This window comes from Oceaniglobus trochenteri (assembly GCF_020529025.1).
Classification (GTDB): Bacteria; Pseudomonadota; Alphaproteobacteria; order Rhodobacterales; family Rhodobacteraceae; genus Oceaniglobus; species Oceaniglobus trochenteri.
The window spans coordinates 364229-386019 of the sequence record NZ_JACNMM010000003.1; the positions used below are offsets into that span (position 1 = coordinate 364229).

Sequence of the window (21791 nt, forward strand, 5' to 3'; positions counted from 1 at the left end):
CGTGGCTATGGTGCGCCGTGGCACGCGCTAGGAAAACCCCAAAGGCCAAGGACGCCCCCAAGACACCCCGCCGCCGGTTTCGCCCCGGGCGGTGGCTGTTGCGCTGGGTGTTCCGCCTGACGGTTCTGGCGATTGCCCTGATGCTGATCTGGGTGTCCTTCCACGCGGTCTTCAACCCGAAAACCACGCCCTACATGCGGTCGGAAAAGGCGCGCCTTGGCGCCGTCGATTTCCAGTGGGTGTCGCTGAAGGATGTGGCGCCCGCCATGGCCCGGTCGGCCGTGGCGGCCGAGGATGCGAATTTCTGCACCCACTGGGGGTTCGACATGGCGGCGATCCGCCAGGCGTTGGAGCAGGGCGGGGCGCGGGGGGCCTCGACCATCTCTCAGCAGGTGGTGAAGAACGTCTTCCTGTGGCAGGGGCGCAGCTGGACCCGCAAGGCGCTTGAGGCGGCGATCACCCCGGTGATGGAAACGATCTGGACCAAGCGTCGCATCCTTGAGGTTTACCTGAACATCGCCGAGTTCGACGAGGGCGTCTTTGGCGTGGATGCCGCCGCCCACCATTACTTTCGCGTCGCCCCCGGCAAGCTGACCACCACTCAGGCGGCCCGGCTGGCCGCGATCCTGCCCAACCCCAAGGCCCGCTCGGCCAGCAAACCCAGCGATTTCGTGCGCCGCCGCGCCTCGTCGATCCGCGACGGCGCTGCGACCATCGCGCGCGACGGACGCGCTGCCTGTTTCGAGGGGTGACAGGGGCGCTGCGCCCTGTCACACTGAAATCGGATTTGGTGACGAAAAACCGCCTTTGGCGGCACTTTTCACGTTTCCAATCCAAAGGAGGGCCGTTGTGTCCTGCATCCCAAGCATTCGCTCCGCCACAGGTGCCGACAAACCCGGCCTGATGTTGCTTTTCAACGATTGCGGCCTGTTCGAACCCGGCGAAGTTCACCTGGTGGAAGAAATGTTCGACGGATGGATCGCCGGCCGCCTTGCGAGGCCCGATCACCGCTGGTTCGTGGCCGGGGATGACGCCGGCATTGCCGGGGCCGGATACCTTGCCGCCGACATCATGGCCGACCGGGTCTTCAACCTGCTGTTTCTCGCGGTGCACAGCCGGGCACGGCGCGGGGGGCTGGGCGATGCGCTGATCGCCCATGGCGAGGTGGCGGCGCGGGATGACGCGGGACGCCTGATGCTGATCGAAACGGCCTCGGGCCCCGAGACGGCGGCGGCACGGGCGCTTTATGCCCGGCGGGGATATGCCCTGGACGGGCGGATCATCGGCTACTACGGCAAGGGCATCGACAAGCTGATCTTTCGCCGTACGCTTTGAGCGTGGCGCGGCGGGCGGCGTGGCGCCGCGGAAGGGGTTGTCGGGTTTGAGCGGTTGAATTGCCGCCGCGTTCACGGCATTGAAGGGTGATCCATAACATTGGTTGTCCCCATGAATCGCCTGTTCCACGTTCCCTTGTCACCGTTTTCCCGCAAGGTCCGCCTGAGCCTTGCGGAGAAGAAGATCGAGGTTGAACTGGTGGAAGAGCGTTACTGGGAGCAGGACCCGGATTTCCTGCGCCGCAATCCGGCGGGCAAGGTCCCGGTGCTGCGGATGGGCAGCCTGACCCTGAGCGACAGCGTGGCGATCTGCGAATACCTGGAAGAGGTGCACCCCGACCCGGCCCTCATGCCGTCCGATTCCGAGGGCCGTTACGAGGTGCGCCGCCTGGTGGCCTGGTTCGACGACAAGTTTCACAAGGAAGTGACCAGCAAGCTTCTGTACGAACGGGTGAACAAGAAGGTGATGGGCCTGGGATACCCCGACAGCACCAACATCAAGGCCGGCGCCAAGGCGATCAAGTATCACCTCGATTACATGGCCTGGCTGTTGGAACAGCGCCGGTGGCTGGCGGGTGACACGATGACCCTGGCCGATTTCGCCGCCGCTGCGCATCTGTCCTGTCTCGACTATATCTCGGATGTCGACTGGAACCGCAGCGAGGCCGTGAAGGACTGGTACGCGAAGATCAAATCGCGCCCGGCCTTCCGTTCGATCCTGGCCGACCAGATTTCCGGCTTCCTGCCGCCACCCCATTATGCCGACCTGGATTTTTGACGCCCGACCCCGGTGGGGGCCTTGCCCCCACACCCCCAGGATATTTGCGGACCAAAGATGGGGGCACCGGTGTCTGAGGCGGTGAAGCGCGCCCTCGTGGCCGAGGCGCTGGCCGATGGCTTCGTGTCGGTGGGGGTCTGCCGCCCCGATGCGCTGCCGGATCTGGCGGCGCGGCTGGAGACCTTCGTGGCCGAAGGGCGGCACGGGCAGATGACCTGGATGGGCGAGCGGATGGGATGGCGCGGCGATGCCGCAGCGCTCTGGCCGGCGGCGCGGTCGGTGGTGATGCTGGCCGAAAGCTATGCCCCGCTGCACGATCCTCTGGCGGTGCTGAAGCAGCGCGACAGGGGCGCGGTGTCGGTCTATGCCCAGGGGCGCGATTACCATGACATCGTGAAGAAGCGGCTGAAGCGCGTGGCGCGATGGCTGATCGAGGCGGTGGAGAAGGGCGGCTATCGCAGCCGGCAGACGGGGAAATGGGTGGCGCTGGATGCCGGCCCGCGCCCCGAGGTGAAGGTTTTCGTCGATACCGCGCCGGTGATGGAAAAGCCCCTGGCGCAGGCCGCCGGCCTGGGTTGGCAGGGCAAGCACACCAACCTGCTGAGCCGGGATTTCGGCAACTGGGTGTTCCTGGGCGCGATCTTCACCACGCTGGACCTGCCTGTCGATCCGCCCGAGGCCGAGCATTGCGGCAGTTGCACCGCCTGCCTTGACATCTGCCCGACGGCCGCCTTTCCCGCGCCCTTCCAGCTGGATGCGCGGCGCTGCATTTCCTATCTCACGATCGAACATGCCGGGCCGGTGGACGAGGAGCTTCGGGCCCTGATGGGCAACCGGATCTATGGCTGCGACGATTGTCTTGCCGTCTGCCCGTGGAACAAGTTTGCGGTTGCGGCATCGGATATGCGATACCATGGCGACGGTGCGCTGGAGGCGCCGCGGCTGGCCGAACTGGCGGCCCTGGACGATGCGGCATTTCGCGCATTGTTTTCCGGCAGCCCGGTGAAAAGGATCGGGCGGGACAGGTTTGTGCGCAATGTCTGCTATGCGATCGGCAATTCCGGCGATCCGGCCCTTCTGCCGGCGGTGTCCGGTTTGGTCGGGGATGAGGATGATACGGTGGCGGATGCCGCGCGGTGGGCCGTGATGCGGCTGACAGGGGAATAGGACGGAAACGGTGCTGGGGCGCAGTTTACTTCACAAGGCGGCCGTTGGGCTTGAGCGGCTGGTCGACAGGGCCATGCGGCGCGAAGGCGCGCGCCCGTTGCTGGACGGCTATCACGGCTTTGCCACCCCCGACCGGTTGATCCTGCGCGGCCGTGTCCTGACCGCGCTGCGCCGGGATGCGCCGCTGCCCGACCAGGGAAAATGGGCCAACCTGCGCCAGATGGTGTCGCTGTTCCTGACCGACGAGGTGGCGGGCGTGAACGTGCGCGCCGGCAGCGTCACGGGCCAGAGCGACGGCGAGGGCTATGTCTGGCTCGAGATCCCGCGCGAGGGCCACACCCCCGGCTGGCACGAAGTGGAAGTGTGCATCGAGGGCGACCCCGAGTCTGCCACGCCCTTCGACGTGATGGTGCCGTCGCGGGCTGCGCGCATCGGCGTGATCTCGGACATCGACGACACGATGCTGCGCACCGGTGCCCATACCCTGCGCCGCAATCTCTGGACCACCTTCACCGGCTCGGCCCGCACGCGGAAGGTGTTTCCCGATGCCGTGGTCCTGATGGATCACCTGCACGCCCATGGGCAGAACCCGGTCTTTTATGTCAGCTCCAGCCCCTGGAACCTGCATTATTTCCTGAACAAGGTGTTTTCGCGGGCGGGGCTGGTGCCGGGGCCGATGTTCCTGCGCGACATGGGGGTGGGCGAGAACCACTTTTTGTCGCCAAGCCACGGCGCCCACAAGGGCGATGCCATCGACCGCATCCTTGCCGCCAACCCCGGCCTGCCCTTCATCCTGCTGGGGGATACCGGCCAGCACGACGCCGAGATCTATCACGCCGTCTGCGAAAGGGCCGGGGGGCAGATCGCGGCGGTGATCATGCGGGAAACGCGCGGCGCCCCCAACGACGAACAGCGCCGCCAGATCGCGGCCATCCGGGCGATGGGGGTGGTGGTGCACACGGCCCCGGATTTCACCGGGGCCGCCGACGCGCTGGAGCGGGGCGGCATCGGCCTTTGATTTCGGGGTGTCCCCTCGGGGGTGGGTACGCTAACCATGGGGCATCTACAGCAGGAGAACCCCATGCAATCGCCATTTCGCGCCATCCTGTTCAAGGTGGGGTCGGTTTTCCTGTTCGTCTGCATGTCGGCGATGATCAAGAGCGTCAGCGACGAGGTGCCGCCGGGCCAGGCCGTGTTCTTCCGATCGCTTCTGGCGATTCCGGTGATCCTGGTCTGGCTGGCCATGCGGCACGAATTGCGCACCGGGTTGCGCACCGCCGTGCCCATGGGCCACGTCTGGCGCGGGCTGGTGGGAACCATGGCCATGGGGCTGGGCTTTGCCGGGCTGGCCTATTTGCCGCTGGCCGAGGCGCAATCCATCCAGTATCTCGCGCCGTTGCTTGTGGTGATCTTTGCCGCGATGTTCCTGGGCGAACAGGTGCGCGCCTTTCGCCTGACGGCGGTGGCGCTGGGGATGACCGGCGTTCTGATTGTGCTTTCGCCGCGCCTGACGGCCATTCAGGATGGCACCCTGGGCGAGGGTGAGGCGCTGGGCGCGGTTCTGGTCCTCATGTCGGCGGTCTTTGCGGCCCTGGCGCAGGTCTTTGTGCGCAAGCTGGTGACGACGGAACAGACCAGCGCCATCGTGTTCTGGTTTTCGGTCACCGCGTCGGTTCTGGCACTTGCCACCCTGCCTTTCGGTTGGGTCATGCCGGATTTGCGGGTGTTGTCGATCCTCATTCTGGCCGGGCTTCTGGGGGGGCTGGGGCAGATCCTGCTTACCACCTCGTACCGGCTGGCCGACGTATCGGTGGTGGCGCCCTTCGAGTATTCCTCGATGCTGCTGTCGGTGATGTTCGGCTACTGGATCTTTTCCGAGGTGCCGACCCTGACCATGCTGGCCGGCGTCGCCCTGATCATCTCGGCCGGGGTGCTGATCATCTGGCGCGAACGCAAACTGGGGCTGGAGCGGAACAAGGGCCGCAAGGTGATGACGCCACAGGGGTGAAGTGACGCGCAATTCGTGATAGGGTTGGACAATCCTATGTTTCCAAGGAGGGAGGCCGCGATGACCCGTCATGTCCTGGATTTTCCGAAGCCCCGGCGCAGCGCGTCGAAGTTGCGCCGGTTTCTCATGCTGGACCGGCAGAATGGCGCGCCCGTGCTGCATCGGGCGCTGGCCCGGCTTCCGCGCGAACGCAATGCCGCGCGCAGGTTTGCGGCCTTTGGCCGCGTCGCCCGCGCGCAGGCGCTTTAGGGTTCAGCTGCGCACCAACTTTTCATACCCTTCCGCGATGTCGCGGGTGATGGTGCCCACTTCGAAGTTGTAATCGCCGATCTTGCCCACGGGCGTCACTTCGGCGGCGGTGCCGGTCAGCCAGCATTGCTCGAACCCTTCCAGTTCCTCGGGCATGATGTGGCGTTCGTGCACCTTGATCTGGCGGTCCTTCAGCATGCCGATCACGGTCTGCCGGGTGATCCCGTTCAGGAAGCAGTCGGGGTCGGGGGTGTGCACCTCGCCGTCCTTGACGAAGAAGATGTTGGCGCCCGTCGCTTCGGCCACATAGCCGCGGTAATCGAACATCATGGCGTCGCTGCATCCCTTCGCCTCGGCGGCGTGCTTGGCCATGGTGCAGATCATGTAAAGACCGGCGGCCTTGGCGTGGCTGGGGGCGGTTTCGGGGCTGGGGCGCTTCCACTTGGCAATGTCGAGCTTGGCGCCCTTCATCTTGGCGTCGCCGTAGTAGTTGCCCCATTCCCAGGCGGCGATGGCCAGGCGCACGGGGTTGCGCTTGGAGGCGACGCCCATATCCTCGCCCGCGCCGCGCCAGGCGACGGCGCGCACATAACCGTCGGTCAGCCCGTTGGCGGCCAGGACGGCCACCTTTGCTGCCTCGATCTCGTCCACGGTATAGGGGATTTCGAAATCGAGACAGCGGGCCGAGTAATGCAGCCTTTCGGAATGGCGGCGGCTTTCGAAGATCTTGCCGCCATAGCAACGCTCACCCTCGAAGACCGAACTGGCATAATGCAGCCCATGGGTCAGAAGATGCACGTTGGCATCGCGCCAGGGCACCAGGGCGCCGTCCATCCAGATCTTTCCATCACGGTCATCATATGCGCCTGCCATAATCGCGGCTCCTGTAGCTTGCGCCCGGATCATGGCGCGTTTTTCGATAGTTGCGCAAGAAAGGTCCGAAACGGATATAAAATTGCGCAGAATGCGCGGAATCGCTAACAGTTTGATCTTGGAATGTCAACAAGGCTGACATAACCTGTGATGAAGAAACAGGCACAGCGAAAACGGAGGCGGCAATGGGCGAACAACGGCCGGGCGGCGAGGGGCTGCTTTTCCTGACCGACGAACAGCTTCGCCTGGGGATCGAGGCGATGTTCTTTGCCTATCGCGGCTTCACCGCCGACCCCGACCGCATCCTGGCCGAACATGCCTATGGGCGCGCCCATCACCGGGCGGTGCATTTCATCAACCGCAGCCCCGGCACCACGGTGAACAACCTTCTGGGCATCCTGGGTGTTACAAAGCAGTCGCTGAACCGTGTGTTGCGCACCCTGGTCGAGGATGGTCTGGTGGAAAGCAGGGTCGGGCATCGTGACAAGAGGGAGCGGCACTTGTTTCTGACGGAAACCGGCAAGACACTGGAACATGCGCTGTCCGAGGCGCAACGCAGCCGGATGCGCGCCGCCTATCGTGCCGCCGGCCCCGAGGCCGTGGCCGGGTTCCGCCAGGTGCTCGAGGCGATGATGGACCCCGAACAGCGGCGCCACTTCGCGATCCGCAAGGGTGAGCGGTGATGAGCGGGGTCAGCGACATTCACCTGCTGATCGTGGACGACGACGAACGCATCCGCAGCCTTCTGCAGAAATTCCTGATCCGCAACGGGTTCTTCGTGTCGGCCGCCCGGGATGCCGCCCATGCCCGCCGCCTGCTGGCGGGGCTGGACTTCGATCTGATCGTGCTGGACGTGATGATGCCGGGCGAGGACGGGATCGCCTTTACCACCGCGCTGCGCGAAACCCTGACGGTGCCGATCCTGCTGCTGACCGCCAAGGGCGACACCGGCGACCGGATCACCGGGCTGGAAGCGGGGGCTGACGATTACCTGGCCAAGCCCTTCGAGCCGAAAGAGCTTCTTCTGCGGATCAACGCCATCCTGCGGCGCATGCCATCCGAACCCACGACCGGCGAGGTGCCCAAGGTGCTGCACCTCGGGCCGGTGCGCTATGACACCGAGCGCGGCGAGATGTGGCAGGGCGATACCCTTGTCCGGCTGACGGCGACCGAGGCGCAGCTGATGAAGATATTCTCGGCCGCGCCGGGCGAGGTGATCAGCCGCACCCAGCTGGTGGATGACCTGGGGCGCGGCAATGGCGGCGCCCAGGACCGGGCGATCGACGTGCAGATCACCCGCCTGCGCCGCAAGATCGAAGCCGACCCGAAACAGCCGAGATACCTTCAGACCGTGCGCGGCGCGGGGTATCTTCTGGCCTCGGACTGATCGGCGGGGCGCGTTTTCCGCCTCTGGCGGGGATGTTTGATGACCAAGGATGAGGGCGCGATGATCTATTTTTCGCATGATGACGGCTTGGCCCATGTCAATCCGCCGGGCCACCCCGAACAGGTGGCGCGGCTTGAAGCCGTGGGCGCGGCACTGGCGGGCATGGACCTGGACAGGCGCGCCGCCCCCCTGTGCGACGATGCCGAGATCCTGCGCTGCCATCCCCGCGCCCACCTGGACCGCATCGCCGCCGCAGTGCCGGCCGAGGGTTGGCGGGCGCTGGATGCCGATACCTCGCTTTCGCCCGGCAGCCTGACCGCCGCGCGCCGGGCGGTCGGCGGTTGCGTGGCTGCGGTGGATGCCGTGCTGGCGGGCGAGGCGAAGACGGCCTTCGTGGGGTGCCGCCCGCCGGGCCACCATGCCGAACGTGAGACGCCCATGGGGTTCTGCCTGTTCGGCAATATCGCCATCGCGGCCATGCGGGCGCTGGACCATCACGGGCTGGATCGCGTCGCGGTGGTGGATTTCGATGTCCACCACGGCAACGGCACCCAGGATCTGCTGTGGGACGAGGGGCGCGCGCTGTTCGTGTCGTCCCACCAGATGCCGCTTTACCCCGGCACCGGCGCTGCCTCGGAGCGGGGGGCGCAGGACAACGTGCTGAACCTGCCCCTGGCGGCGGGCAGCGGCGGCGAGGCCATGCGCGCCCTCTACGAGGATCGCGTCTTTCCGGCGCTGCGCGATTTCGCCCCCGACCTTCTGCTGATTTCGGCCGGGTTCGATGCCCATGCCGCCGACCCGCTGGCCGGCCTGAACTGGTCAACCGCGGACTTCGGCTGGCTGACCGGGCGGCTGTGCGACCTTGCCGATGAGCTTTGCGGCGGGCGCATCGTCTCGACACTGGAGGGCGGGTATGATTTGCAGGCCCTGGGCGCCTCGGTGGCGGCCCATGTGGCGGTTTTGAAGGAGCGGAGCGCATGAGCGAGCAGCCGGTAGCGGAAATGACATTCGAACAGGCCATGGCCGAGCTGGAGCGCGTTGTCGGCCAGCTGGAATCGGGCAACGTGCCGCTGGAGCAGTCGATCGCGCTCTATGAACGCGGCGCCGCCCTGAAGGCGCGCTGCGAGGCCAAGCTGAAAGAGGCCGAAGAGAAGGTGGCGGCGATCACCCTGGACCGGGACGGCGCGCCGACCGGAACGGCGGCCTTTGACGGCAAGTGACGGGCATTTGAGTATTTTCGGCAAGAAAGAGAGCGCAGCGTGAGCCGGTTTCAGGCGCGGCTGGCCGAAAGCGCCGCGGCGGTTCAGCACTGCCTTGACGATGCCATGGCGCCCCTGGGCGACCTGCCGGTGGTGCAGGGCATGCGTTGGGCCTGCAACGGCGGCAAGCGGCTGCGCGGTTTCCTGGTGACCGAGGGGGCGGCGCTGCACGGTCTGCCGCTGGCCCGGTCGGTGCGCACCGCCGCCGCGATCGAGGCCCTGCATGCCTACTCGCTGGTGCATGACGATCTGCCCTGCATGGACGATGACGACCTGCGCCGGGGCCAGCCCACGGTGCATGTGAAATGGGACGAGACGACGGCGGTGCTGGTGGGGGACGCCTTGCATTGCCTGGCCTTCGAGCTGCTGTCCGATCCGGCCTGCCATGACGACCCCGCCGTGCGGTCGGCGCTGGTCCTGTCTCTGGCGCGGGCGGCCGGGGCGCAGGGCATGGTCCTGGGGCAGGCGATGGACATTGCCGCCGAGACCGCGCCCGAACCCCTGGACCTGGCGCAGATCACCGCATTGCAGGCGGGCAAGACGGGGGCGCTGATCCGTTGGTCGGGAGCTGCGGGCGCCCTGCTGGCGGGGGGCGATCCCGCGCCGCTGGAACGCTATGCCACGGCGCTGGGGCTGGCGTTCCAGATCGCCGACGACCTTCTGGATGTGACCGGCGACGCCTTGATGGCGGGCAAGGCCCTGGGCAAGGACGCGGCGGCGGGCAAGGCCACCTTCGTTTCCCTGCTGGGGGTCGCGGGCGCGCGGGCCCGCGCGGGCGAGTTGGTGGACGAGGCCTGTGGCGCGCTTGACACCTACGGCGATGCGGCCGGACCCTTGCGCGACTGCGCGCGTTTTGTCATTGAGCGGGACCGCTGAGCCGGACCCGCGCGTCAAACTGACCCTTTCGCCGGGCGCTGCGGTGCCTATGCTGGAAAGCGGAGGAGATTGTGATGAGCGACAGACCTTCAACCCCCCTTCTGGACCGTATCGCCGGCCCGGCGGACATGCGCGGGATGAGCGACAGCGAATTGAAGCGGCTGGCGGGCGAGTTGCGCGCCGATGTCATCCATGCCGTGTCGCAGACGGGCGGGCACCTGGGCGCGGGCCTGGGTGTTGTCGAACTGACCGTTGCGCTGCACGCCGTCTTCGACACGCCGCGCGACCGGCTGATCTGGGATGTGAGCCACCAGTGCTATCCGCACAAGGTTCTGACCGGGCGACGCGACAGGATGAACACCCTGCGCCAGAAGGACGGGCTGAGCGGCTTCACCAAGCGCAGCGAATCGCCCTTCGATCCTTTCGGCGCGGCCCATTCCAGCACCTCGATTTCCGCCGCGCTGGGGTTTTCCGTGGCGCGCGATCTGGGCGGATCGCCCGAACACGGGCTGGGCGATGCCATCGCCGTGATCGGTGACGGCGCCATGAGCGCGGGCATGGCCTATGAGGCGATGAACAATGCCGGCCACCTGGGCAAGCGACTGATCGTGATCCTGAACGACAACGAGATGAGCATCGCGCCCCCCGTCGGCGCCATGAGCGCCTATCTCTCGCGGCTTTATGCCGGGGCGCCGTTCCAGGAATTCAAGGCCCTGGCCAAGGGCGCCGTGTCGTTCCTGCCACCGCCGTTCCAGGAGGGCGCGCGCCGGGCGAAGGAGCTGGTCAAGGGCATGACCGTGGGCGGTACCCTGTTCGAGGAGTTGGGGTTCTCCTACATCGGGCCCATCGACGGGCACGACCTGGACCAGATCCTGCCGATCCTGCGCACGGTGAAATCCCGTGCCACGGGGCCGGTCCTGATTCACGCGATCACCCAGAAGGGCAAGGGATACGCCCCCGCCGAACATGCCGCAGACAGGGGCCATGCGCGGGGCAAGTTCGACGTGGTGACAGGCGCTCAGGCCAAGGCGAAAAGCAATGCGCCCAGCTATACCTCGGTCTTTGCCAAGGCGCTGCTGGCCCATGGCGCCGAGGATGACAAGGTGGTGGCGGTGACGGCGGCAATGCCCGACGGCACCGGGCTGAACCTCTTTGCCGAGCGTTACCCCAGCCGCTGTTTCGACGTGGGCATCGCCGAGCAACACGGCGTGACCTTCAGTGCCGGTCTTGCGGCGGGCGGGATGAAACCCTTCTGCGCGCTTTATTCCACCTTCCTGCAACGGGGCTATGACCAGGTGGTACATGACGTGGCGATCCAGCGCCTGCCGGTGCGTTTCGCCATCGACCGGGCCGGGCTGGTGGGGGCCGACGGCGCCACCCATGCCGGAGCCTTCGACGTGGCCTTCCTGGCCAACCTGCCGGGGTTCACGGTGATGGCCGCGGCGGACGAGGCCGAGCTGATGCACATGGTCGCCACCGCTGTCGCCCATGACGAGGGGCCCATCGCCTTCCGCTTTCCGCGCGGCGAAGGCGTGGGGGTGGAACTGCCCGCCAAGGGCGTGCCGCTGGAGATCGGCAAGGGGCGCATGGTGCGCGAAGGATCGGGCGTCGCGATCCTGTCCTTCGGCACGCGGCTCTCCGAGGTGGAAACCGCCTGCGAGGGGCTGGCCGCGCGCGGCATCACCCCCACGGTGGCCGATGCCCGTTTCGCCAAGCCGCTGGACCGCGACCTGATCCTGGCGCTGGCCCGCGATCACGACGCGCTGATCACCATCGAGGAAGGGGCCATCGGCGGTTTCGGCAGCCACGTTGCGCAACTGCTGGCCGAGGAAGGCGTGTTCGACACCGGGCTGAAATACCGCTCCATGGTGCTGCCCGACATCTTCATCGATCAGGCCTCCCCCGCCGACATGTACGCCGTCGCCGGCCTCAACGCCTCGGACATCGAGGCGAAGGTGCTGGAGGTCATGGGCCTGGGCCAGATCGGCAAGCGGGCGTGAGCGGGATACCCGATTACCAAACTCTGATGTGCCCTACGCTGAGGGCTTTCGCGGATGGGGCGACCAGTGTTCGTGAAGTCGTTCCCGTATTGAAACGACTTTTCGATCTGAGCGACGCGCAGTGCGAGCAAACATTGCCAAGCGGGCGCGTGACTGTTCTGGCCAGCCGTACACATTGGGCGCGAACCTACTTGGGCAAGGCGGGAATGTTGCACAGTCCCCGCCGCAATGTTCACGAAATCACGCGGCGCGGGCGTGATTTTCTCGCGCGCTTTCCCGACGGATTCCGCCAGTCCGATCTGGAGGAATCTGCCGAATTTCGCGATTGGAAGGCCACCTCGGCCCAAGGAAATACCGCCACACCTGACCGGCCGATACTTGAGCCTTCCGACAATGCGCAGGAAACGCCGGAAGCGATTCTGGAACGAACCTTCGGAGAGATCGAGGCAAGCCTTGTCGAGGAAGTGCTGCTTGCTGTCCTCGGTCTTTCGCCCGACCGTTTCGAGCTTCTGATTGTCGATCTGCTTGTAGCCATGGGATATGGCGGCGGCGACGCGGCCATGGCGCGGGCCATCGGAAGGTCGGGCGATGGCGGCATCGACGGGATCATCAACGAAGATGCGCTTGGCCTTGACGCGGTCTATGTTCAGGCCAAACGCTATGCGCTGGACAATAAGGTGGGGCGTCCGGCGATTCAGGCCTTCGTGGGATCCCTGACAGGGGAAAGCGCGACAAAAGGTGTTTTCGTCACGACCTCGGGCTTCAGCAGCGAAGCACGCGCCTATATCAAAAAGGTGCAGCAGCGGATCGTGCTGATCAACGGAGACCAACTGGCCCGTCTGATGATCCGCCACGAGGTGGGAGTGCGGGCGCGTCAGACCTATGTCCTGCGGTCTATTGACGAAGATTACTTCGCCGAATCAACGGCCTGACCAGCTCGGGTAGCATTGCGAGGGAGTGATGGATGTTGCAGCAGGTTCCCTTCGCGCCCGAAATTCCGCCCCTGCCCGATCATTTGCGCCCCCTGGCCCGGGCCGCCGAGGAGCGGGCTGCGATGTTGGGCGATCCGGCGTTTGCCGGCAGGGTGGCGGGCTTTGTCATGTCCGATCCGCGCATTGCCTGGGGCATCGTCAGTTCCCTGCGGGGCGTGGACGGCGTGCGGGATGACAGTTTCTGCGAATGGGGCTGCGGGATCGGGCTGGTCACCTGTCTGGCCGCGCAGGCCGGGTGGCAGGCCCGGGGGATCGAACTGGAACCGGGGCTGGTGGCCGAAGGGCAGGCGCTGGCCAAGGCCCATGGCATCGCGGCAGAGTTGAGCGTGGGCAGCTACAAGCCCGCGGGGTTCTTCGATGGTCCGCCCCCCGTGCCGGCCCTTCCCGAGGCCGCGCCGGGGCTGTGCGATGCGGCGGTCACCTATGTCTATGGCTGGCCCGCCGAGGCCGAGGCGGTGTTGCGGTTCTTTGGCCGGGCGGCCCCCACCGGGGCGCTGTTGCTGCTTTACCGTGGCGGGCTTGAGATGAGCCTCTGGCGTCAGGACTGATCCTCGCGGGCCAGCAGGGCGGCCAGACCGCTGCGGTAATCGGGATGTTTCAGGGTGACGCCAAGCTCGGTCTTGATCCGGTCGTTGCGCACCCTCTTGGATTCGGCATAGAAACTGCGCGCCATCGCGGACATCTCGGCCTTGTCGAAGTCGACCTCGGGGGGCATCGGCAGACAAAGCAGACGTGCGGCATGGGCGATCACGTCCTGCGGCGGCGCCGGGTCGTCATCGCAGAGGTTGTAGATCGCGCCGGGGTTCGGCCGTTCCATCGAGGCGGCAAGAACCTGCGCGATGTCTTCGACGTGGATGCGCGAAAACACCTGTCCCGGCTTGATGATCCGGCGCGCCGTTCCCGCCCGCACCTTGGCGAAGGGGCCGCGCCCCGGGCCATAGATGCCCGCCAGCCGGAAGATGTGCAGTGGCAGACCGTGGTCGCGCGCCACCGCCTCCCAGCCCGCTTCGGCCTTTACCCGCAGGGCACCGCGCCGGGTTGTCGGGGTAAGGGGCGTGGTTTCGTCCACCCATGCGCCTTCGTGGTCGCCGTAGACCCCGGTGGTGGAAAGATAGCCTATCCATTTCAGGTGCCGGGCCTTGCCGATCTGGTCGCCCATTGTGTTCAGCACCGGATCGCCCGCGTCATCCGGCCCGGCCGAGATCAGAAGATGGCTGGCATCTGCCAGCGCCCCGGTCACGTCCTGACCGGGCCAGACAAGGGGCGCAATGCCGGTTTCGGCCAGGGCGGCCGCCTTTTCGGCGCTGCGGGTGGTGCCGGTGATCTGCCAGCCCAGCGGCAGAAGAAGCGCGGCCAGCGCGCGGGCCGAATAGCCGTGGCCAAGGCTGAGTAGGTTCTGTGTCATGCCCCGAGGCTTGCCGCCTTTGGCGCGCGGGGGCAAGAGGGGATGCCGGCAGGGCGGGACATTGCCCGCGCCGTTACATCAGCCGGGACAGCAGGGCGATCAGGGTGTCGCGTTCGCCCTTGTCCAGGGGCTCAAGCGTCTGTTCGGTGATCTGGGTGCCTGCTTCCTTCAGGGCCGGGATCAGATTGCGCGCCCGATCCGTCAGGGTGATCAGCCGGCGCCGCTTGTCGCCGGGATATTCGGTCAGTTCCACCAGCCCCTTGGCGCGCAGCCGGTCCACCACGCCCTTGATCGTGGCTACGTCCATCGCCGCCGCGCGGCCCAGTTCGTTCTGCGAACAGGGGCCGTTTTCCTGCAAACGGATCAGGGTGGAAAACTGCGTCGGGGTCAGACCGTCGGGCGCGTTGGCCTGAAAGATCAGGGCGTGGCGCTGGCTGACCTGGCGCAGGATGAACCCCACCTGCGCGTCAAGCTTGTAGTCCCTGCCGGGGCGCGTCACCGCAACCCGTCCTTGCCGGTCGCATCGGCGTGGGTCAGCCCGCCGACGCGGGGCAGGGGGCGGCCGCTGTCGGTGACGGCGACGGCCACCATGATCTCGTTCGGGCGGGGGGCGTCGTTCAGCCGCACCTCGACCCCGTCGAAATGGCTGCGCACATAGGCGGCATCCTTGTGGCCCAGCGGCACGTCGAGATCCTGACCCGGCCCGCCCATCTTCTTCGACGAGGGCACCAGCGCCGCACCCTTTTCGACGGCCGTACGCAGGGGCGCGCCCAGCTTGGGGTGCAAGATCGCGGCGGCGTGTTCCAGTTCGCCGTTTTCACCCACCATGGCCGCCTTGCCATAGCTTTCGGCCTGGGCCGGGGCGATGCCCAGAGCCTTCACGCAGCGTTCGCCCAGCAGGGCGCCCAGTTCGGCGCCGATATCCATCAGCGGGGCAAGATCCTCAACGTATTGCCCGGCGAAGGGGTTGGCGATCACGGCAACCGCCACCGCCTTGCGGGTGGGCGGGGCGATGGTGCGGTTCATCTCCAGGTGGGTTTCCTCGACCCAGACGGCGATCTTGCGGATTTCGGCGCTCATCTCAAACCATCCTCTCCGGTGATGTCTTCGGCCAGAAGGCCGCCACAGCGGCTGTGTACCCGTGGCCCCGTTGTCATGGCCAGGATATAGCACAGTTCGTTCGCCCGCGGCGCATCGTTCAGACCCACTTCGATGCTGTCGAAGTGGCTGCGCACATAGCTGGCGTTGACATGGGTGATCGGCACGTCCAGCCGCGCCCCGGCCCGCCCGACCTTTTTCGTCGAGGGGACGATGGCCTTGGGCGCGCCCAGAACCTCGCGCATGGAATAGCCGCCGGGGGCGTGCCACAGCGCGCCATGCTCCAGCTCGCCCGCGGTGCCGATGATGGCGCCCTTGCCATAGCCCTCGATCCGCGCGGCATCGCCGCCAAGGTCACTCAGAAGGCGGCGGGCCATCGACAGGCCCAGGGGCTTCAGGTCTTCCATGAAGGGCTGGATGTCGGCCACGTAACCGTTCGCGAAGGGGTTGGCGATGACAGCGAGGACCACGCCGCGCAACAGGGGGGTGTCCGGGGCGGGGCCGAATTCGTGGAAGATTTCCTCGATCTGGGTGGCCACCTTGCGGATCTGCACTTCAGGCATGGGCGGGTTCCTTTCCTTCGATCAGGTGTGAGGCGCCGACGATCCGCGTCTGTCCGTCCAGGAACAGGGCGGCGGCGTCAACAAGGCCACGACGCGCCATGTCACGCGCCAGGGCGGCACCCCGAGACAGGGCCGTTTCGCGATCGCGCGGCGAAATCGGGCCGCGATGGGTGACGACCGGCCTTGCGCCAAGATCGCTGTCGGGGGACAGGGCATTGGCCGGTTGCCGGGTGATGGCCGGATGGCCGGGCAGATCGACGGCATTGGCGATCAGCGTCGCGGCGACATCGGCCATGGCGGCTGTGCGCGCCAGCACCGTCACCTGGTCGGCGATGCCCATGGTCAGGCTGCGCCCGCCCCGCCCACTGGTGGCGATGCCGCGGGCGGTGTCGGTGGCGGTCAGGGTGATGCGGCCAAGGTCGCGGTTGTCGAGCGATCTCATGGCGAGGGTGAAGGCGGGGGCTTTCCGATCGTCATTGTCTAGGTCGTTCAGACATATCGCAATGTCCCCGCCGTTGTTCACATAGGCCCGGGTCAGCCCCCCGCCCGCGACCATGGCCGCCAGCACCGTGTCCGCCACCGCCCCCGCCACCGCCGCCATGGGCGTGACGAAGACCGCACGGTGCGGCCAGCAGGCGGCGTGCATCGTTCGGGCAATCGGGCGGCGCGGCACCGCGCCCACGGGCGAGCGCAGCAAGGGCAACTCCTCTACCAGTTCCTCAAGCACCGAAGCAAACCGCGCCTCCGCTGCCGAAAACGCCGCCGCGCGCGCGCCATCGGCCCCGATCACCAGGTCGATGGGGCCGTGTTGCAGGTGCAACCGGTCGCCGGGCAGGCGGGCGGCGATCACGGCCTGCGCCCTTTCGGCACCCGGCGGATGGCGGGGTTCATCACGTCGGCCACGGGGCGGATGCGGTCCATGTGGCCCCCAAGGGCGGCGTAATCGGACCGGCGCATGGTGAATTCGATGGGCGCGACAAGGGCAGGTGTGGGCACATAGCCGAAGGCGTTGCTGGGCATGTCCATCACGTCGGCCATCACCGTGATGCCGCCACCGGGCCAGACATAGCCATCGGCGCCCCCCACGGTCACCCGGGTCAGCGCCTCCTTGACGCTGCGGGTCAGGCCCACCGGGTTCTCGGTGACACCGGCACGCAGGCTGCCCCCGGCGCCGCCCATGAACAGCACGGAACACATCGAGGGTTCGCAATTGTCGGCGATGCGTTCGGCCACCACGCGCAGGGCCTCGGGAATGTCGGCGGGTTGCGGCACAAGGGCATCGTCCAGCGTGAAATAGGCCCATTGTTCGCCGGTGGTAGAAATCATCAGCAGGCGCAGGCCGGGCCAGGCCACCTTCGGGTCGATCTTCTTGATGATGGTCAGCGGGTCGGTCACATCAGTGCCGCCCCAGCCGGTGCCGGGATTGGCCACCTGGAAATACCGCCCCGGCGTGCTGCGCCGCCCGGTGACGCGGATGCCCGCCGGCTTCATGTCCAACTGCTTGCCCGCTTCGTGTTCGGTCAGCACGCCGGTGATGTGATCGTCCACCACGATCACCTCGTCGACATGGGGCGCCCATTGCAGCGCGAACATCCCGATGGTGGCCGACCCGCAGCCGACCCGCATCAGGTGTTCGGGCACGCCGTCGATGACCGGCGCATGGCCCGCCTGCACGGTGATCGTCACGCCGCCGTCGATGGTCAGCTCCACCGCCTCGCGGTTGCACAGCGCCAGCAGGGCGTCGCAGGTGGCGCGACCTTCCTTCTTGCTGCCGCCGGTCAGGTGATCGACCCCGCCAAGGCTCAGCATCTTGGAGCCGTATTCACCGGTCATCACATGGCCGATCGCTTCGCCCTCGGCCCGCACCACGGCGCATTCCTCGCCGATGTGGCGGTCGGTGTCGATTTTCACCTTCACGCCGCAATAGGAAAAGATGCCCTCGGTCACGACGGTGATCATGTCCACGTCATCCACCATCTGGCTGACGATGAAGGGGGCGGGCTTGTAATCGGGATAGGTGGTGCCCGCGCCGATGGCGGTGACGAAGGGGCGATCCCCCTGCAGGATATCGCCATCCCAGTCGCGGCCCAGGAAGGGCACCATCGCTCCGCCGCCCTCGATCACGGTCAGCGGGTCAAGGCGCACCAGATCGCCCCCGTGGTTGGCATAGCGGTCACAGGCGCCCGTGCGTCCATCCGCGATATAGCACATCACCGGGCAGGCATCGCAGCGGATCTTCTCGTCGGTCATGTCAGGGCTTTCAGGGCGGCGTGCAGCCGCGATGGCGTGACGGGCACCGAACGCAACCGGGCGCCGGTGGCGTGGTATATCGCATTCAGAAGCGCGGGGGCAGTGGGAATAAGCACGTGTTCGCCCAGTCCCTTGGCACCGAAGGGGCCGTGGGCGTCGGGTTCTTCGACGATCAGGGTTTCCACCGGGGGCATGTCGCCCACGGTGGGGATCAGGTAATCGTGCAGGTTTTCGGTGCGCCCGGGCAGGTATTCCTCCATCAGCGCCATGCCCAGGCCCTGGGCGATGCCGCCCTGCACCTGGCCTTCCACCAGCAGGGGGTTGATGGCCTGGCCCACGTCATGGGCGGCGGTGAACCCGATGGGCGTGACGCTGCCAAGCGCCAGGTCAACCTCGACCACGGCAAGATGCGCGGCATAGCCGAACTGCGCATAGGGGCTGCCCTGGCCGTTTTCATCCAGCGGCAGGGTGGGCGGATCATAGGTTTCCTCGGCCCGGAAGACATAGCCTTCGGTGTCGGCAGGCATGTCGGCAAGGGCAAGGCGGGCCTCGCCCACCAGGATCTGCCCCGCCTCGATCACGATTTCGGCGGTTTCGGGCGCGTTCAGCCGGTGCAGGATCGCGGCGCGCAGGGCGTCGCCCGCCCGCTTGGCCGCCGCGCCGGTGACGAAGGTCTGGCGCGATGCGCTGGTCTTGCCCGCGTCCGGGGTCACGTCGGTGTCGGGGCCGACAAGGGTGATCTGCGACAGGGGCAGACCCAGGGCCTGGGCAAAGATCTGGGCGATCACGGTGTTCGCGCCCTGCCCGATGTCCATGGCCCCCTGGTGCAGCACCACGGTGCCCTCGGCGGTGATGCCCACCTTGATGGTGGATGGATTGGGAAGCGAGGTATTGCCGCAGCCGTACCAGCCCGCGGCGATCCCGACGCCGCGTTTCACCCCGTCATGGGTGGCGTTGAAAGCCTCGGCGCTGGCCCGGGCGCTGGCCCAGGCGGGGCGCAGGGCATCGAAACAGGCGCCGATGCCCACGCCCTGTTCGAAGACCTGCCCGCAGATCGTGGGCAGCCCGTTTCTCAGGGCGTTCAGCGCGCGAAACTCCAGCGGATCAAGGGCCAGCTTTTCGGCCAGTTCATCGAAAAGTACCTCTTGCGCGATGGCCGATTGCGGCACGCCGAAGCCGCGAAAGGCCCCCGAGGGCGGGCAATGGGTGTGGATGCCCTGCGCCTCGGCCCGGTAATCGGCCAGGTGATAGGGCCCCGAGGCATGAACCGGCACACGGTTGGCCACGGTCGGCCCCCAACTGGAATAGGCGCCGGTGTTGAACAACCCGTCAAAGCGCATCCCGCACAGCTTTCCGTCCTTGGTGGCGCCGATCCTGACGTGCAGGTCGGACGGATGCCGCTTGGTCGTCGATTGCATGGATTCGACCCGCGAATAGGCCAGGCGCACCGGCTGACCCGTCTTCAGGGCGGCAAGGGCCAGGTAGGGCTGCACCGACAGGTCCAGCTTCGATCCGAAACCGCCGCCCACCGCCGTCGGCACGATCCGCACGCGCGACCTGTCCCACCCCAGGATCAGCGCCATCGAATCCCGGTCCATCACCGGGGCCTGGGTGCAGGCGTGGATTTCGATCCTGTCGCCCACCATTTGCGCGAAACCGGCCTCGGGCTCGATATAAGCGTGTTCGACGAAACCGCTGGTGAAATGCCCCTCGGCCACCACGTCGGCGCGGGCCAGGGCGGCATCGGGATCGCCGCATTGCACGAAACCGCCGGTCATGACATTGCCGGGGCGGTGGGGGTGCAGCAGGGGCGCACCTTCGGCCATGGCCTCGGCGGGCGTTTCCACGGCGGGCAGGGGGGTGAAGCTGACCGGGAAGGTGGCCAGATCGACGGTTGCATCCGCGTCACAGATGACGGCGGCCACGGCCTCACCGCGAAAGCGCGCCTCGGATTCGGCAAAGACCGGCTGATCGACGAAACCGGGAATGACCCCGAAGGCATTCTGCCCCGGCACATCCCGCGCGGTCAGCGTGGCCACCACGCCGGGGGTGGCGCTGGCCCAGGCGTCAAGATCGCCCAGGGTAAAGGCGGCGCGGGAGTGGGGCGCGCGGACAAGGCGCAGGGTCAGGGTGCCCGGCGGCGCGATATCGTCGCCAAAGCGCGTGGTGCCCGCCACCCGCTCGGCCCCGTCGATCCGGCGCACCGCATCGCCCACCGCCCCCGTGCCCGACAGGGTGGCGGGCCGCCCCATCACCGCGTCGATGATCTTGCGATAGCCGGTGCAGCGGCACAGCACACCGCCCAGGGCATCCTGCACCTGGCTTTCGTCAGGCGCAGGCACGGCGCGCAGAAGGGCGATGGCCGATACCATCATGCCGGGTGTGCAGATGCCGCATTGCGCCGCCTGATGATCCTGAAACCGCGCGTCCAGCGCCCGCCCCTCGGGGCTGTCGCGCAGCCCGGCCAGGGTGTCCACGGCTCGCCCCGCCGCCTGTTGCGTCGGCACAAGGCAGGCACAGACCGGCGCGCCATCCAGCAGGACGGTGCAGGCGCCGCAATCGCCTGCGTTGCAACCCACCTTCACGTCCCGCGCGCCCAGCCTTTCGCGCAGGGTGTGGGACAGACGTTCGCCCACCTTCGGTGTGGCCTCGGCGGGTTGGCCGTTCAGGATGATGCGGCAACGCTCAGACATGGGCCAGCGCCTGCCGGATCGCCCGGTCGCAAAGTTCGGTGACGGCCTCCTGCCGGTATTCGGCGCTGCCGCGCACATCGGCGATGGGCGACAGCGGGGCAAGGTGCTCGGGCCGGGTGAGGCCCGGATCGTTGACCGGGCGCCCCACCAGCGCCGCCTCAAGCGCCGGAAGGCGTTGCGCGACCGGCGAGGCGGCGCCGACCGTCACCCGCGCCCCGGCGATCCGGCCCTCCCTGGCCCAGAGGTTGGCCGCCACCATGACGATCGAGATTACCAGGTAGCGCCGGCTGCCCAGTTTCCGAAAGGCCGAAACCATGCCATCGGGCTGTGTCGGAACATGCACCGCCGTCACGATCTCTCCCTTTTGCAGGGCGGTCTTGCGCACCCCCAGCAGGAACTTCGACAGGGGCAGGCGGCGCGTCTGCGCAGGGCCGGCGATTTCCACCTCGGCCTCGAGGGCCAGAAGCGGCGGCACGCCATCGGCAGCGGGCGAGGCATTGCAGAGGTTGCCCGCCACGGTGCCGGAATTCTGGATCTGGACCGATCCCACCTCGCGGGCGGCGGCCCTGAGGGCATCGAAACAGGGCGGCAGGGGCGCGCGCAGGATGTCGCTCCAGGAGGTTGCGGCACCGATGCGCCAGCCCTCTGCGGTTTGCGCAATGCCGCGCAGCCCGTCGATGCGGGTCACGTCGATCAGGGTTTGCGGGGCCGGGCCCTCGCCCAGGGCGGGAAAGAAATCGGTGCCCCCGGCCACGATCCGTGCATCGCCATGACGGGCGAGTGCGGACAGGGCGTCGTCCAGGTGGGTGGGCATGGAATAGCCCATAGCTGTCTCCTGACGGATGGCGGGCACATCGTT

24 protein-coding genes are annotated in these 21791 nt (G+C 67.1%); 15 read left to right on the top strand and 9 right to left on the bottom strand.

The window, feature by feature from the left end:
* The first annotated feature begins 17 nt into the window (after positions 1–17).
* The 7 genes from mtgA (at position 18) to H7828_RS06055 (ending at position 5536) form a co-directional block, all read left to right on the top strand.
* On the top strand, positions 18–752 hold the full coding sequence (mtgA, locus tag H7828_RS06025) for a monofunctional biosynthetic peptidoglycan transglycosylase (protein WP_226780102.1): 735 nt from the start codon (positions 18–20) through the stop codon (positions 750–752).
* 151 nt (positions 753–903) lie between these two features.
* Entirely contained in the window at positions 904–1335 is a 432-nt protein-coding gene (locus H7828_RS06030) for a GNAT family N-acetyltransferase (RefSeq protein ID WP_226780103.1), read from the top strand.
* A gap of 111 nt (positions 1336–1446) precedes the next feature.
* Positions 1447–2112: an FtsZ-binding protein FzlA gene (gene fzlA / locus H7828_RS06035; protein WP_226780104.1), complete on the top strand. Its 666-nt coding sequence runs from the start codon at positions 1447–1449 to the stop codon at positions 2110–2112.
* 69 nt (positions 2113–2181) lie between these two features.
* Positions 2182–3279: a tRNA epoxyqueuosine(34) reductase QueG gene (queG, locus tag H7828_RS06040; RefSeq protein ID WP_425354936.1), complete on the top strand. Its 1098-nt coding sequence runs from the start codon at positions 2182–2184 to the stop codon at positions 3277–3279.
* Between the two features lie 10 nt (positions 3280–3289).
* On the top strand, positions 3290–4297 hold the full coding sequence (locus tag H7828_RS06045) for an App1 family protein phosphatidate phosphatase (RefSeq protein ID WP_226780106.1): 1008 nt from the start codon (positions 3290–3292) through the stop codon (positions 4295–4297).
* Positions 4298–4360: 63 nt separating this feature from the next.
* Positions 4361–5287, top strand: coding sequence for a DMT family transporter (locus H7828_RS06050; RefSeq protein ID WP_226780107.1), 927 nt, complete (start codon positions 4361–4363; stop codon positions 5285–5287).
* Positions 5288–5347: 60 nt separating this feature from the next.
* Positions 5348–5536 (top strand): hypothetical protein, encoded by a 189-nt coding sequence (locus tag H7828_RS06055; RefSeq protein ID WP_226780108.1) that lies wholly within the window; start codon positions 5348–5350, stop codon positions 5534–5536.
* A gap of 3 nt (positions 5537–5539) precedes the next feature.
* Here the strand turns inward: H7828_RS06055 and H7828_RS06060 are convergent, their stop codons facing one another.
* Entirely contained in the window at positions 5540–6409 is an 870-nt protein-coding gene (locus tag H7828_RS06060; protein ID WP_226780109.1) for a branched-chain amino acid aminotransferase, read from the bottom strand.
* A 185-nt stretch (positions 6410–6594) separates the two neighbouring features.
* Here H7828_RS06060 and H7828_RS06065 point away from each other — a divergent pair, with 185 nt between their 5' ends.
* The 8 genes from H7828_RS06065 (at position 6595) to H7828_RS06100 (ending at position 13471) form a co-directional block, all read left to right on the top strand.
* Positions 6595–7092: a MarR family winged helix-turn-helix transcriptional regulator gene (locus tag H7828_RS06065; RefSeq protein ID WP_226780110.1), complete on the top strand. Its 498-nt coding sequence runs from the start codon at positions 6595–6597 to the stop codon at positions 7090–7092.
* Positions 7092–7796 (top strand): response regulator, encoded by a 705-nt coding sequence (locus H7828_RS06070; protein WP_226780111.1) that lies wholly within the window; start codon positions 7092–7094, stop codon positions 7794–7796. Before H7828_RS06065 ends, H7828_RS06070 begins: the two co-directional genes overlap by 1 nt.
* A 39-nt stretch (positions 7797–7835) precedes the next feature.
* Complete coding sequence (locus H7828_RS06075; protein ID WP_226780112.1) at positions 7836–8777, top strand: histone deacetylase family protein; 942 nt, start codon at positions 7836–7838, stop codon at positions 8775–8777.
* Positions 8774–9016: an exodeoxyribonuclease VII small subunit gene (locus tag H7828_RS06080; protein WP_226780113.1), complete on the top strand. Its 243-nt coding sequence runs from the start codon at positions 8774–8776 to the stop codon at positions 9014–9016. The genes H7828_RS06075 and H7828_RS06080 overlap by 4 nt, the downstream gene beginning before the upstream one ends.
* Positions 9017–9121: 105 nt before the next feature.
* A complete protein-coding gene (locus H7828_RS06085) occupies positions 9122–9931 on the top strand; it encodes a polyprenyl synthetase family protein (RefSeq protein WP_226780369.1) in 810 nt (269 codons plus the stop codon).
* Between the two features lie 74 nt (positions 9932–10005).
* The gene (gene dxs / locus H7828_RS06090) at positions 10006–11931 is read left to right on the top strand and encodes a 1-deoxy-D-xylulose-5-phosphate synthase (RefSeq protein WP_226780114.1); all 1926 of its coding nucleotides are present in this window, start codon (positions 10006–10008) and stop codon (positions 11929–11931) included.
* A complete protein-coding gene (locus tag H7828_RS06095; RefSeq protein WP_226780115.1) occupies positions 11928–12863 on the top strand; it encodes a restriction endonuclease in 936 nt (311 codons plus the stop codon). The genes dxs and H7828_RS06095 overlap by 4 nt, the downstream gene beginning before the upstream one ends.
* 32 nt (positions 12864–12895) lie before the next feature.
* Complete coding sequence (locus H7828_RS06100; RefSeq protein ID WP_226780116.1) at positions 12896–13471, top strand: class I SAM-dependent methyltransferase; 576 nt, start codon at positions 12896–12898, stop codon at positions 13469–13471.
* Here the strand turns inward: H7828_RS06100 and H7828_RS06105 are convergent.
* The 8 genes from H7828_RS06105 to H7828_RS06140 all read right to left on the bottom strand — a co-directional run bounded on the left by H7828_RS06105 (position 13462) and on the right by H7828_RS06140 (position 21758).
* A complete protein-coding gene (locus H7828_RS06105) occupies positions 13462–14328 on the bottom strand; it encodes an SDR family oxidoreductase (protein WP_226780117.1) in 867 nt (288 codons plus the stop codon). The two genes, H7828_RS06100 and H7828_RS06105, sit on opposite strands and share 10 nt — an antisense overlap.
* Before the next feature lie 73 nt (positions 14329–14401).
* Complete coding sequence (locus tag H7828_RS06110; RefSeq protein ID WP_226780118.1) at positions 14402–14827, bottom strand: MarR family winged helix-turn-helix transcriptional regulator; 426 nt, start codon at positions 14825–14827, stop codon at positions 14402–14404.
* A complete protein-coding gene (locus tag H7828_RS06115) occupies positions 14824–15408 on the bottom strand; it encodes an amino acid synthesis family protein (protein ID WP_226780119.1) in 585 nt (194 codons plus the stop codon). The genes H7828_RS06110 and H7828_RS06115 overlap by 4 nt, the downstream gene beginning before the upstream one ends.
* Positions 15405–15989: an amino acid synthesis family protein gene (locus tag H7828_RS06120; protein WP_226780120.1), complete on the bottom strand. Its 585-nt coding sequence runs from the start codon at positions 15987–15989 to the stop codon at positions 15405–15407. The genes H7828_RS06115 and H7828_RS06120 overlap by 4 nt, the downstream gene beginning before the upstream one ends.
* A complete protein-coding gene (locus H7828_RS06125; RefSeq protein WP_226780121.1) occupies positions 15982–16839 on the bottom strand; it encodes a UPF0280 family protein in 858 nt (285 codons plus the stop codon). Before H7828_RS06125 ends, H7828_RS06120 begins: the two co-directional genes overlap by 8 nt.
* Entirely contained in the window at positions 16836–18239 is a 1404-nt protein-coding gene (locus tag H7828_RS06130; protein ID WP_226780122.1) for a 6-hydroxynicotinate reductase, read from the bottom strand. Before H7828_RS06130 ends, H7828_RS06125 begins: the two co-directional genes overlap by 4 nt.
* The gene (locus H7828_RS06135) at positions 18236–20932 is read right to left on the bottom strand and encodes a molybdopterin-dependent oxidoreductase (RefSeq protein WP_226780123.1); all 2697 of its coding nucleotides are present in this window, start codon (positions 20930–20932) and stop codon (positions 18236–18238) included. Before H7828_RS06135 ends, H7828_RS06130 begins: the two co-directional genes overlap by 4 nt.
* Positions 20925–21758, bottom strand: coding sequence for an FAD binding domain-containing protein (locus H7828_RS06140; RefSeq protein WP_226780124.1), 834 nt, complete (start codon positions 21756–21758; stop codon positions 20925–20927). Before H7828_RS06140 ends, H7828_RS06135 begins: the two co-directional genes overlap by 8 nt.
* Positions 21759–21791 lie beyond the last annotated feature (33 nt).